The organism is Enterobacter asburiae (assembly GCA_011754535.1).
GTDB classification, from domain to species: domain Bacteria; phylum Pseudomonadota; class Gammaproteobacteria; order Enterobacterales; family Enterobacteriaceae; genus Enterobacter; species Enterobacter cloacae_N.
The window spans coordinates 2,626,761-2,639,640 of record JAAQVN010000001.1; the positions used below are offsets into that span (position 1 = coordinate 2,626,761).

At 54.0% G+C, this 12,880-nt stretch carries 11 protein-coding genes; 6 read left to right on the forward strand and 5 right to left on the reverse strand.

What is annotated here, in order from left to right:
- Positions 1–61: 61 nt before the first annotated feature.
- Positions 62–1,204, reverse strand: coding sequence for a chemoreceptor protein (locus HBM95_12385; protein NIH43726.1), 1,143 nt, complete (start codon positions 1,202–1,204; stop codon positions 62–64).
- A gap of 453 nt (positions 1,205–1,657) precedes the next feature.
- Here HBM95_12385 and HBM95_12390 point away from each other — a divergent pair, with 453 nt between their 5' ends.
- From HBM95_12390 to ecr, 3 genes are all read left to right on the forward strand, one after another.
- The gene (locus tag HBM95_12390; GenBank protein ID NIH43727.1) at positions 1,658–3,787 is read left to right on the forward strand and encodes an EAL domain-containing protein; all 2,130 of its coding nucleotides are present in this window, start codon (positions 1,658–1,660) and stop codon (positions 3,785–3,787) included.
- 92 nt (positions 3,788–3,879) lie between these two features.
- On the forward strand, positions 3,880–5,112 hold the full coding sequence (locus tag HBM95_12395) for a diguanylate cyclase (protein ID NIH43728.1): 1,233 nt from the start codon (positions 3,880–3,882) through the stop codon (positions 5,110–5,112).
- Between the two features lie 74 nt (positions 5,113–5,186).
- A complete protein-coding gene (gene ecr / locus HBM95_12400) occupies positions 5,187–5,327 on the forward strand; it encodes an Ecr family regulatory small membrane protein (protein NIH43729.1) in 141 nt (46 codons plus the stop codon).
- Between the two features lie 190 nt (positions 5,328–5,517).
- On the opposite strand, the gene HBM95_12405 is transcribed toward ecr, so the two are convergent.
- Positions 5,518–6,417, reverse strand: a complete 900-nt coding sequence (locus HBM95_12405) for a LysR family transcriptional regulator (protein NIH43730.1) — start codon at positions 6,415–6,417, stop codon at positions 5,518–5,520.
- Between the two features lie 142 nt (positions 6,418–6,559).
- Between HBM95_12405 and HBM95_12410 the strand changes: the two genes are divergently transcribed.
- Positions 6,560–7,489, forward strand: coding sequence for an aromatic alcohol reductase (locus HBM95_12410; protein ID NIH43731.1), 930 nt, complete (start codon positions 6,560–6,562; stop codon positions 7,487–7,489).
- On the opposite strand, the gene HBM95_12415 is transcribed toward HBM95_12410, so the two are convergent.
- The gene (locus tag HBM95_12415) at positions 7,482–8,351 is read right to left on the reverse strand and encodes an AraC family transcriptional regulator (GenBank protein NIH43732.1); all 870 of its coding nucleotides are present in this window, start codon (positions 8,349–8,351) and stop codon (positions 7,482–7,484) included. The two genes, HBM95_12410 and HBM95_12415, sit on opposite strands and share 8 nt — an antisense overlap.
- 157 nt (positions 8,352–8,508) lie before the next feature.
- Here HBM95_12415 and HBM95_12420 point away from each other — a divergent pair, with 157 nt between their 5' ends.
- The gene (locus HBM95_12420; GenBank protein NIH43733.1) at positions 8,509–9,264 is read left to right on the forward strand and encodes an SDR family oxidoreductase; all 756 of its coding nucleotides are present in this window, start codon (positions 8,509–8,511) and stop codon (positions 9,262–9,264) included.
- 96 nt (positions 9,265–9,360) lie between these two features.
- Here the strand turns inward: HBM95_12420 and HBM95_12425 are convergent, their stop codons facing one another.
- Complete coding sequence (locus tag HBM95_12425) at positions 9,361–10,977, reverse strand: peptide ABC transporter substrate-binding protein (protein NIH43734.1); 1,617 nt, start codon at positions 10,975–10,977, stop codon at positions 9,361–9,363.
- 185 nt (positions 10,978–11,162) lie between these two features.
- Here HBM95_12425 and mpaA point away from each other — a divergent pair, with 185 nt between their 5' ends.
- A complete protein-coding gene (gene mpaA / locus HBM95_12430) occupies positions 11,163–11,876 on the forward strand; it encodes a murein tripeptide amidase MpaA (GenBank protein NIH43735.1) in 714 nt (237 codons plus the stop codon).
- Here mpaA and ycjG read toward each other — a convergent pair.
- Complete coding sequence (gene ycjG, locus HBM95_12435) at positions 11,867–12,832, reverse strand: L-Ala-D/L-Glu epimerase (protein NIH43736.1); 966 nt, start codon at positions 12,830–12,832, stop codon at positions 11,867–11,869. The genes mpaA and ycjG overlap by 10 nt on opposite strands.
- Positions 12,833–12,880 lie beyond the last annotated feature (48 nt).

A 12,880-nucleotide genomic window follows, 5' to 3' on the forward strand; every position in this document is an offset into this window, starting at 1 on the left:
GAATTGTACACGCTGTATTTCGAGAATTGAAAAGCCCGGCATGCCAGGCTTCGGAAAGATGTCAGAGTGAGTGCCCGGGGCGCTGAAGGAACGAGACAGAATCTGTCACGGGTGACGGGGAGTGCCCCTGGTCCAGCCTGAAATTTCGTGTCCGCGTCTGCAGTTCGATCACCTGATTACGCAGCACATCAGAGGAACCGTTGAGCTCCTCCGCCATCGCAACGTTGCTCTGCGTGACCCGCTCCAGTTCGGACAGCGCCAGCGTGATCTGGGAAATGCCCTTCTCCTGCTCTGCGGTCGAGGTAGAAATCTCATCCATTAATCGGCTGACGTTGCCGGATCCGGTCACGATGTCATGCATATTCTTCTCTGCTTCCGACACAACGCTGGCGCCCTGGGTGACATTACTGCTGGTAACGTCAATCAGCGTTTTGATATTTTTCGCCGCCTCCGCACTGCGGTGCGCCAAATTTCGTACTTCCTCTGCAACAACGGAGAACCCTTTACCGTGATCGCCTGCCCGCGCAGCCTCGACGGCCGCGTTAAGCGCCAGAATATTCGTCTGGAATGCAATGCCGTCGATCAGCGAGATAATTTCCGTCATCTGCTGCGCGCATTCGGTAATGGATTGCATATTGCTGGCAACCTGTTCCATCAGCTCTCCTCCCTTGCGCGCCTGCACCGTCGCGGCATTCGCCTGCTCGCTCGCCAGCCGGGTGTTATCGGCATTGTTTCGGGTACTTGCTGCCATCTGCTCCATACTTGCCGCAGTTTGCACCAGAGATGCAGACTGCTGCTCTGTTTTCACCGAAAGCTGAGCACTGCGGGAAGAGAGCTGATCCGACAAGGTCATGGCGTTTTGTGATGAAGCCCTGATCTCACGCACCAGTGTAGCAATGTTGCTGGAAAGACTATTAATCCCGGGAATTAACCGCCCCGCGCAGTTATTGCCAAACTCGGGGATAGAGACGCCTAAGTTGCCTGCGGTCACTTCTTCAATACTTTTTTTCACAGTATTGATCGGCGTCACAAGAAACTTCGTCATATAACTCCAGAGCAAAAATAACGCAACGAAATTGACCACATTAATCGAAACGAAAAGAGAAAGATTGCTGGAAAATAGAACAACGATACCTGCATTCACAAAAAAAAGGCACAACAGGAACCAGGCAATGAAGGTCCTGACACTAATATTTCTTAGCATGATTTTACCCACAACTTATATTTTGGTCGGCATTAAGACTTATAGCATTCACTTTTGCGTTTGTCCTCACAAAATACGCTGGCATCTCGTTTCGCCGTTACCCACCCAGTATTTAACTTAAGTCAGACAAAAAAGGCGTTTTAGCAGAAATGTTCTGTTCAGCATGCTGTGTTGCTGGTCCAGAGCCCACTGAAGCGATACCATCACCTGCGGTAAAATCGGCCATTTGCACACATATTTAAGACGCTTTGCTACAATTGTTCGACTATGTTTAGCAGTGCTTAATGTTCAATAAAAAAGAATATATTTTATATTACGAGTAAGTTTGGCATTTATATGACTGGTCATTTTTCACGATAAATAACTAATATGGTTTGAATGCGCATGTTCGTTGCCAGATAAAGACGTGCCGGCAGGCGAAATCGGTAACCCTCTCAGGCGTGGGATTGCATAATGCTCAATATATCGTGGGACCCTGTGTTGATCGCTGTCTCCTTTCTGGTGGCGTTTATCGCCTCCTTTGTGGCCCTGGATAGCGCCGGGAAAATTCCCCTTTCCAGCCGAAAAACAGCTTTGTTCTGGCGGATTGCCGGCGGGGTCACGCTGGGTATCGGGATTTGGTCAATGCACTTCATCGGCATGCTGTCCATGCAAATGCCGATGATGATGAGCTATGACTTATGGCTAACCCTTGCGTCTCTCGGCGTGGCGGTTGTCGCTTCCACAATAGCAATTAACATTGCCGTTACGGGCAAACACCTCTCGCTCTTTCGGCTGTTCTTCGCCACGGTCATCCTCAGCGCTGGCGTGGTCTCCATGCACTATATCGGTATGGCCGCCCTGATGCTGGAAGGAAGCATCCTCTGGGATCGGCGCATTGTGAGTTTGTCCGTGGTGATTGCCGTTGTCGCCTCCGGCGTAGCGTTATGGCTGGCTTTCCGCCTTAGGGATAAGCACAAAGGGGTCTTTGTTACTCGCATTCTCGCCGCGTTAGTCATGGGTGCCGCCATTTGTGCAATGCACTATACAGGCATGAGTGCCGCACATTTCCATGAGATGGCGCGTACGCTCCCCGGCGGGGTCAGCGAGCTGGGATTATCCATCTGGGTTTCCGTCACCACGCTCTCCCTGCTCGGCATGATGTTAATTATTTCGCTTATTGATTCGCACTGGCGGACCAGCCGGCTGACGGACAACTTGCGCCAGCTCAACCGTCAGCTTGAGCTACAGGTCCGCTTTGACGCTCTCACCGGCCTCGCAAACCGCCACCAGATGGATATCCGAATGCAGGATTGTCTGCACAGCGCCTTGTTGAGTAACAAACAATTTGCCGTGATCTTCCTGAATGTCGATCGCTTCAGACGCGTGAATGATACCTGGGGCCACAGCGTCGGCGATGAGTTATTAATCACCATTGCCCAACGCATCACGTCCCGGCTTACCCGCGAGATGACGCTTGCCAGGCTGGGTGGGGATGCCTTTATCCTGCTGGTTCCCGAATGTGACGAAGAAAAGCTCACTGCCCTGCTCACGACGCTGCTCGCGGATATGCGCCGTCCGTTTTCGCTTTGCGGACATACGCTGAGTACGACACTGAGCGCGGGTGTTAGCCTCTATCCTCAGGACGGAGAAACGCTGCATGAACTGAAGTTTAAGGCGGATGCCGCCTTACAACACGTTAAGCAAGACGGTCGTAACGGCTGGGCGATTTACTGCCCTGAGATGTCAACGGCAGTTCCGGCGCAGCCGGGTTTTCTGCAGGAACTTTCTCAGGCGCTGGAACGCGATCGGTTTGAACTCTGGTATCAGCCAACCTGGCATGCTGAAGATAAGACGATCCACGGTTTTGAGGCCCTTCTGCGCTGGCGGCATCCGGAGCAAGGCGTTTTGCTGCCAGGTCTTTTTTTGCCCACGCTGGAACAAACGGGTTTGATTATTCCGGTTGGCAACTGGGCCATTGAGGCCGCGTGTCGGCAGCTTCATTTCTGGACTGAACAAGGCTTCAGCCAGTGGACTTTGTCGCTCAACTTATCCCCCGTTCAGTTCGAACAGCCGGATATCTTTCACATCGTGTCCTCAATGCTGGAAAAATATAATCTGTCGCCTTCAAGGCTGATCCTGGAGGTAACGGAGAGTACCGCGCTAAAAAATCTCGATCGCAGCATCGAGTTGCTCAATGCCTTTAACCATGCGGGGATCACCGTCTCTATTGACGATTTTGGTACGGGCTATTCCAACCTGCTGATGCTGAGCGTTCTTCCGGCAAAAGAGCTAAAAATCGACAAGAGCTTTGTGGCCTCTATGCTGGAAAATGAAAAAAGCCGCAAGCTGGTGGAAACCATTATTAATATTGCCCGCACCATGGAGATGCGTGTCGTTGCCGAGGGAATTGAAACGGACGAACAGCAGGCAATACTGACCAGCCTCGGCTGTGATTATCTCCAGGGCTACCTTTTCTCCCGCCCTCTGCCCGCTGAACAGGTTCCATGGCTACTGCTACAGAAAAACTCAGATAAACAAATTGTACCGATGAATAAAATTCAAACGGACAACGCATTTATTTCACAAAAAAATCATGCCTGACGGGTATGAGTAGAGTATGTTTCAAGGGAGTACATGCGAGTCAATTCCGCCATGATTGTCAGGCATATCGTGCCGATGAACAGGAAAATACTATGTCGCAAAATAGTTTTGATGCGCTTAATGCAATTAAAACGCCCGTGTGGCTCATTTCTCCTGTTTCGGAACAGATTGTTTTTGCAAATGTGGCCGCAATACAGCTGACGGGTAATAAAACGCTGACCGACCTGCGCAAAGGTTCCTGTTCTGCCAGTGCGCAAACCGTACTGTCGTTGTACGTTCCCGAACTGAAAAATCATCACGATATTGTCGAGATCTGGACAATTAGCCGGGGCGGGCAGGACGCCCCCTTAAGCTGTCGCCTCTCACTCACCCACGCCACGCCGTATGGTGATGTTATCGTTTTCGAAGGGATCTCTTCCCACGCCCCCTCAGGCCTGAAAGCCAGCCGTTCCGCAACCTATCAGCGCAAGAAACAGGGATTTTACGCACGCTTTTTCCTGACCAACAGCGCGCCGATGCTGCTCATCGATCCTGCCCGTGACGGGCAAGTTGTCGATGCAAACCTGGCCGCGCTCAGCTTTTACGGTTATACGCATGATGAGATGTGCTGCAAACATACCTGGGAAATTAACACGCTTGGCAGAGGCGTCATGCCCATCATGACGGAGATCGCCGCACTGCCCGGCGGACATAAGCCACTCAATTTTATTCACCGCCTTGCCGATGGCACCACCCGCCATGTCCAGACCTATGCGGGCCCCATCGAGATCTACGGTGACAAACTGATGCTGTGCATAATCCATGATATTACGGAGCAAAAGAGGCTTGAGCAGGAGCTGGAAAATGCTGCATTACGTGACTCGATGACGGGGTTACTCAACCGACGTCAGTTTTACAATGTTATCGACCAAACCAGCCTGAGCCACCTTTCTGCACAGCAGCAGTTTAGCCTGCTGCTGGTGGATACCGATCATTTTAAAAACATCAATGATCTTTTCGGTCACCTGAAAGGTGATGAAGTGCTTATCGCCCTATCCCGAACGCTGGAAGCCTGCTGCAGACAAGATGACCTGGTGTTCCGCTGGGGCGGTGAAGAGTTTGTCATCCTGTTGCCGCGCACGTCTCTTGAAACGGCTCTGAAGATTGCCGAATCCGTCCGTGCGGCGGTCGCCCATATCACCCTTCCAGGCTTACCACGGTTTACCGTCAGCATTGGCGTGGCGCGGCATGACCCGGAAGAGAGTATCGACGCACTGTTTAAACGTGTCGACGATGCGCTCTATCGCGCCAAAAACGATGGGCGTAATAAAGTCCTTGCGGCATGAAACTGGAGTATCGGGAAAAGCCCCGCTACAATGCCCAGCTTAAGTAAATTAACGACGGGTGGGTTGTGGCGACAATGGGAAAGACAGAATTAATACTCACCTTAATTATTTTCTTGCTTATTATATTTGGCTTATGGTTTATTTTCAGCGGCGAGATTTGGTATTTCGTTGAATATCTGGAAAACAGTCTCTACCCCACTTTTGACGCACTGTAGTGCACGTTTAATTTATTGTTTCACCTACCGAATTTGTCAGGTATCTGCATTGCCCTTAGCCACGTAAGATACGCGGCGTTATCCTCCAACAATGTTGATAACGAATCACTAAATCATTTGCTTATTTCGCCCGTTCTCTGACGGGCTTTTTTTATTTCCGGTTATTAAGCAAAACAACGATTCTTGTCCGTCAGTCGTCATGTTGTTGCAGCACCGCTCTGCTCCAGTCATAAAAGGCGCGCACCGAAGGCGGAAGATAGCGGTTTTGTGGATAGACAAGCGAAAGCGGTAAATCGTAAGAGAGGTTCTCCATACAGCGAACCAACGCCCCGCTCTTCAGATACGGCTCAGCCAGATAGCTGGCCACGCGAATTAATCCGAGCCCTTGAATTCCGGCCTGGATATAGGCGTCGGTATCATCGACGATCAGCGACTCTTTCATGTGGATTGCACAATCGCCGTCATCACGCGTAAAAAACCAGTCGATGGTGCGCCCGGTACGGTGGTTCAGGTAGCCGACGGCGCAATGCTTTTCCAGTTGGTCGAGATTTTCCGGCTTACCACAGGCGTCTATATAGCCCGGTGAAGCCAGAACAACCCATCTGAAGTTCGCCAGAGGGCGCGCGACCAGCGTCGTTGAATCTTCGATCCTCCCGGTGCGGATCACGCAGTCATACCCTTCCTGAATGATGTCCTCCACGCTATCGCTCGAACAGAGTACCAACTCCAGCCCGGGATACTGGCGCAGAAATTCCGGGAGACAGGGAAGAATGCAGTGTCGGGCAAGAGACTGCGGCATACCGACTTTTAAACGGCCTCTGGGCTGTGCGGATCTGGCGGGAAAGGAAGACTCCACTGTCGCAATATCCGCCAGCAGCCGTTTGCTCTCGTCATAGTAACGCCGGCCCTCTGCGGTCACGCTGAGCTTCCGGGTGGTGCGTTGTAAAAGTTGAATACCCAGGTATGTCTCCAGTTCCTTAACGACCCGCGATACGGTTGAACGTGGTAGCCCCAGCGCTTCTGCCGCCCTGGCGAAGCTATGGGTGTCGACCACGCAAACATATACCCGCATTGATTCCAGTTTATCCATGTTCCCACCGCGCCTGAAAAGATCAATTATCCCATTATTACGAACAGTCTAACTTATGCCTGTCGTCTTATCGAATGCAGCTATCTGACATAACCTTGCTCAAGTTGCAGTAGAAAGGCGATTTAACAAAGAGAGGCACAGCATGAAAGAACGTGATATCAAGACAGGCGAAAAAGTATTAGTGCTTGGTGCAGGACAATTGGGCGCTGCCGTACTGGAGTATCTGGTTCCGGCAGTCACGCAGCGCGATGGCGCTGTTACCGTTATCGTATCGCCCGGATCCTGGGATAGCCGGGGTAAACTTCAGTCCGAAATTCATCAAAAACTGGCTGATGCAGGGGCAGAATTCATCGCGGTCGATGTCGCCGTCAGCTCCACTGAAACGTTAAAAACCCGTTTTGTGGATTTTGACACCGTGATCAACTGCATGGGGTTTGTCGCCGGAGCGGGTACACAGCTCAAAATTACCCGCGCGGTACTGGAAGCCGGCGTAAACCGCTATTTCCCCTGGCAGTTCGGCGTGAATTACGATGTGGTCGGCAAAGGGAGCGGCCAGCCCGTCTGGGACGAGCAGTATGATGTCAGGTCGCTCTTGCGGGAACAGAACGCGACGGAATGGGTGATTGTTTCAACCGGTATGTTTACCAGCTTTCTCTTCGAACCGGCATTTAATGTGGTGAATTTATCCGAAAAAACCATTAATGCGCTCGGAGGATGGGACACGCAGGTCACAGTCACGTCTCCCGCGGATATTGGTCGGCTGACCACCGAAATTTATTTGCATCATCCGCAGATCGTAAATGAGGTGATATTTGTCGCAGGTGAAACCACTTCTTATGGGAAACTGGCCGAAACGGTTGAACGCACGACAAGACAAGCCTTTGCCAAAAACGTTCTAACGCTCCCGGATCTGCTGGATGCACTGCATTTAAATCCGGATGACCAGATGCTCCGCTATCGCGCGGCCTTCGCCCGAGGAGACGGCATGTGGTGGCCGATGAGTAACACCTGGAATGTACAGAATAATATACCGACTCAAGATATTGAATCATGGCTTAAAACCGTTATGTAGCCATGCGTTTATCCCGCCCCGGTGGCGCGCCAAACATACGGGCATATTCACGGGTAAACTGCGAAACACTGGCATAACCGACCGTATACGCCGCCTGTGCGATCCCTGCGCCATCGACAAGCATCAGGCGGCGGGCATGGATAAGGCGTAGCTGTTTCTGAAATTGCAGGGGCGAAATCGTGGTTATCGCACGAAAATGCTGATGGAATACGGACACGCTCATGCCCGCCACGTCAGCAAGCTCCTCAACGCTTATCGTACGTGTAAACTCCTTACGCAACATTGCGACCACACGGCTAATTCGTCCGGAGTGGCTATCCGCCGCGCCCAGGGCGCGAATAGCAGGACCATGGACACTGCGAAGCAACCAGTAATGCAGCTCTCGCCGTAGCCCATCCCCAAGAACCGCCATCGCCTCCGGTTGTTCAAATAACCTGGCCAGCCGGTAAGCCGCATCCGTCACGTCAGCATTCATTGGCTCAACCCCAACGCAAGGCGCGTCCCTCTGCTCTGCTTGCACAGCATCCTGCAACTCGCGCAGGATGGCGATATCCAGTTCCAGCACCAGGGAATAGTAGGGATGGCGAAGGCTGGCCTGGGTAATCTGACTGAGGGTCGGCACATCGGCGGCAATCACCATCGCCTCGCCGGGGCCATATTCAAAACTTTCCGTCCCCGTAGCGACGCGTTTGCGACCCTGCAACAGCATCGCCATCAGCGGTCTGTTGATCGCCGCCTGCAGGTCGCCCGGATGCAAAGCCCGGATAATCGTCAACCCTGGAACCGGCGTTACGGCAACCCCGCTACGGTCGACGTGAGCATCGGCATACCGGCGGCAGAGATCGAACAGGAGATCGCGCATAGACACTCTTTCAGGCAAGTTTTTAAGCCATAGTATGCGGTCATTCTCAACAGAACAAACCATGAAAAGAGAAACAGGCAAAAGATAACCAGAATCAGGCAAAGTGGATGAGTGGCCTTCTCCTACTGTAAAAGCTCCACCAAACAGAGGATACACCATGAGTAAAATTGCACTTATCACCGGCGCCAATCGTGGTCTTGGCCGTAACACCGCCCTCTCTGTCGCGCGTCAGGGGGGCGATATTATCGTCGCTTACAGAGGAAATACCCCTCAGGCTGAAGCGGTTGTCGCGGAAATCCGCACCCTTGGTCGTAAGGCGATTGCGATTCAACTGGATGTGGCGGAGACGACGACTTTCCCGGCATTTGCCGAAACTCTGCGTCAACAACTCGCCGAGGTCTGGCAGCGCGACACCTTCGACCACCTGATAAATAACGCAGGTCATGGCGAGTTTGCCGGGGTGGGCGAGACCACCGAAGCGCAGTTCGACGGGCTGTTCAGTGTCCATGTCAAAGGGGTATTTTTCCTGATCCAGACCCTTTTACCCCTGCTGGCGGACAGCGGGCGCATCATCAACTTCTCGTCCGGCCTGACCCGGGTATCGTACCCTGGGTTCTCCGCTTACGCGGCGGCAAAAGCGGCGGTGGAAATGCTCAGCGTTTATCTGGCACGCGAGCTGGGCCCGCGCGGCATCACCGTCAATACCATCGCGCCAGGCGCCATTGAAACCGATTTTGGCGGCGGCCTGGTTCGCGACAACGCAGATGTCAACGCGCAGTTTGCCGCCATGACCGCGCTCGGGCGGGTCGGCGTTTCCGACGATATCGGGCCGATGGTCGCCAGCCTGCTGCGTGATGATAACCGTTGGGTAACCGCACAGCGCATTGAAGTGTCGGGCGGGCAAACCATCTGAACAGGCCAAAAATACCGTCAGAAAAATGATGCTTTCAGCTGTGACGGGTGATGGTCAGAAGGAGGAACTGGCGCCGCAAGCCGCGCCAGTACTTGATTAGTGCTTTTCAATATACATCGTCCGGCTATACGCCACGTCTTCCGGGTTGTTGATGGGGTAACCCTTCACCCAGGGCTTAATCAGGCGGCCGTTGGTATACTGGTAAATTGGCGCGATGGGCGCCTTCTCCATAAGAATTTTCTCCGCCATGTTGTAGTCGGCATTACGCGCTTTCGCCGTGGTTTCCAGCGTCGCCTGGTGAATAATCTTATCGTAGGCCGGGTCACTGAAACGGGAGATATTGCCGCTGTGGGTTGAGGTCAGCAGCGACAAAAAGGTTGATGGCTCGTTGTAATCGCCTACCCATGAGGCGCGGATCACGTCAAAGTTGCCGGTATTACGGCTGTCGATGTACGTTTTCCACTCCTGGTTTTGCAGCTTGACATCCACACCGAGATTTTTCTTCCACATGGAGGCCACCGCAATGGCGATTTTCTGGTGGTTTTCCGAGGTGTTGTACAGCAGGTTCAGCTTCAGGGGGCGCTGAGGACCGTAGCCTGCGGCCTGCAGCAAGGTTTTGGCCTGGGCGTTCAGCTCCTGCTGCGACATCTGCTCAAACGGCGAGGCGTCCGGGGTAAACCCTGCCGTCACGTCAGGCGTAAAGTGCCAGGCGGGTTTCTCTCCCGTGCCTAACACCTTTTCCGCCATAATGCGACGGTCGATAGTCATGCTCAGCGCAAGACGGACGCGGGCATCGGCCGTTGGGCCCTTTTGCGTGTTAAACGCATAGTAATACGTGCCCAGCTGAGGCGGCGTATACACCTGCCCCGGAATATCCTTCAGCAGCTTCTGATACATGTTTTTCGGGAACGATTCGGTAATATCAATATCCCCTGCCAGGTAGCGTTTGGTGGCCGACGATTCCTGATTAATCGGCACGAAGGTGACCTTTTGCAGTACCGTTTTGGCATTGTCCCAGTAGTGCGTATTGGGCACCACAACCAGCTTTTCATTCACCACGCGGTCCTTCAGAACGTAAGCGCCGTTCCCCACCAGCGCGCCCGGCCGCGTCCACTCTTTACCGCTTTCTACGTTAGCTTTTTGTACTGGATAGAAGGCAAAGTTCGCCGTCAGGTTGCTGAACCACGGCAGAGGTTTGTCCAGCTGGACGCGTAACGTCCTGGCATCCACCGCCGTCACCCCCAGCGTATCGGGCGCGGCTTTACCGTCAATAATGGCCTGCGCGTTATTGATTCCCGCCAGCGCGGCAAACCAGGCAAACGGAGAGGTGGTTTTCGGGTCAACCAGACGCTGCCAGCTGTAGACGAAATCCTGGGCGGTGACAGGGGAACCGTCGGACCATTTCGCGTCATCGCGTAAGGTAAACGTCCAGATACGGTTATCATTACTCTGCCAGCGCGTCGCCACGCCCGGCACCAGCTCCCCTTTCTCATTCTGATTAACCAGACCTTCGAAGAGATCGCGAATCACCTGAATCTCTGGCAACCCCACGGCTTTCGCCGGGTCCAGCGAAGCCGGTTCGTCTTTAATATGCCTGACCAGCTCCTGCTTTTGCGCCAGCGCAGTGCCCTGCGGCACATCAGCAGCAAAAGTAAGTGAAGAGAGTCCGCACAGGCACAGTGCGGCAAAAAGACGCGAAACAGGATGCTTCATAAGATCCCCTTTAATAAATTCAGGTAATAAGCAGATGCGTAATTATTTGTTTCGACAAAGAGAAATGCAAATAACTTACTCCTGAATAGTGATTTAAGGCAATTCTCAGCCGTTACGGAAACTATTTGATTAACAGCGTGTTTTGCACAACACTGCCAGTAGTGCTTTCTTTATCAGGATTTCGTATGGCAACCACCCGACCGAGAGCGGAACGCGGCGCCTTTCCGCCGGGCGCTGAGCAATATGGCCGCTCGTTTTTAGGCGCATCGCTGATCTGGTTCCCCGCCCCTGACGCAGACCGCGACAGCGGCTTGATTCTTGCCGGCACACACGGGGACGAGAACTCCTCCATCGTGACGCTTTCCTGCGCGCTGCGGACGCTGACGCCTTCATTGCGACGTCATCATGTGATTCTGGCGGTAAATCCGGACGGCTGTCAGCTGGGGCTTCGCGCCAATGCGCGAGGCGTTGACTTAAACCGTAATTTTCCGGCAGCAAACTGGCGCGCCGGGGAAACGGTGTATCGCTGGAACAGCTCCGCCGAGGAGCGTGATGTGGTTCTGCTGACGGGAGATAAGCCAGGCTCAGAGCCGGAAACCCAGGCGCTGTGCCAGCTAATCCATAAGATCCACCCCGCGTGGGTGGTCTCCTTCCACGATCCGCTGGCCTGCATTGAAGATCCGCGCCACTCTGAGCTCGGCGCGTGGCTGGCAGACGCGTTCGCCCTGCCGCTCGTGACCAGCGTGGGCTATGAAACGCCAGGCTCATTCGGTAGCTGGTGCGCCGATTTGAGCCTGCCCTGTATTACCGCTGAATTCCCGGCAATCTCGTCCGATGAAGCCAGCGAAAAATACTTAAAAGCCATGGTGGAGCTTTTGCGCTGGCAGCCTCAGAGATGAAGCACGCCGCTGGTAAAATGGAGCGCGGGTGATACGTCAACCGCCAGCCACGTCGGGCCGTCCAGATCGGCGAAACGGACCTGATTGACCAGCGGTAGCGCCGCGCCGATCGCCCGGGACGTACAGAGCATACAGCCCAGCATCAGCGAAAAACCCTGCGCCCGGGCTTCTTCCGCCAGGGCCAGCGCCTCCGTCAGCCCGCCGGTCTTGTCGAGCTTAATATTGACCATCTCGTAGCGGCCCTGCAGCTCGCTCAAACTCGCGCGGGTGTGGCAGCTTTCATCCGCACAAACGGGTAACGGATGGATAAAATTCTTCAGCGCCGCATCCTCTTTTGCTGGCAGAGGCTGCTCCAGCATGGCCACCCCCAGGTCGGCCAGCAGCTGACAGCGGGCAGCCAGCCCTTCCGGATGCCATGATTCATTGGCATCAACAATTAGCGTGGCTGCGGGTACCGCCGCGCGAATGGCGACCATTCGCTCGCTAATCAGACGATCGTCGAGCTTCACCTTCAGCAGCCGGGCCCCGGCGTCATAAAGCGCTTTTGCGCTGGCGGCCATCTGTTCCGGCTCGCCAATCACTACCGTTTGTGCGGTAGCCACCGATTCCGGTAGCGCCACGCCCAGCAATGCTGTCAGCGATTGTTGCTGCTTCGCCGCCTCCAGGCTCCAGAGCGCGCTATCAATAGCGTTGCGTGCGGCACCGGCGGGCAAACGCTGCTGTAATGCCTCGCGCGTGAGCCCGGTTTGCAGGTCCGGCACCAGCGTCATGATATGCGCCATCACCGACGCGAGGCTTTCTCCATAGCGCGGGTAAGGCGTGCACTCCCCTACGCCTTTAAAACCGTCCTCTTCGATTTCAACGACCACCACGCTGGCTTCGCTTCGGCTGCCGCGAGAGATCACAAACGGGGTATGCAATGGCCAGGCTTCTTCATAGACCTTAACGCTTCTCATCACTGACTCCTTGCGGCCCGAAAAGGCGAAAAATTTGGTTTGCCGTGT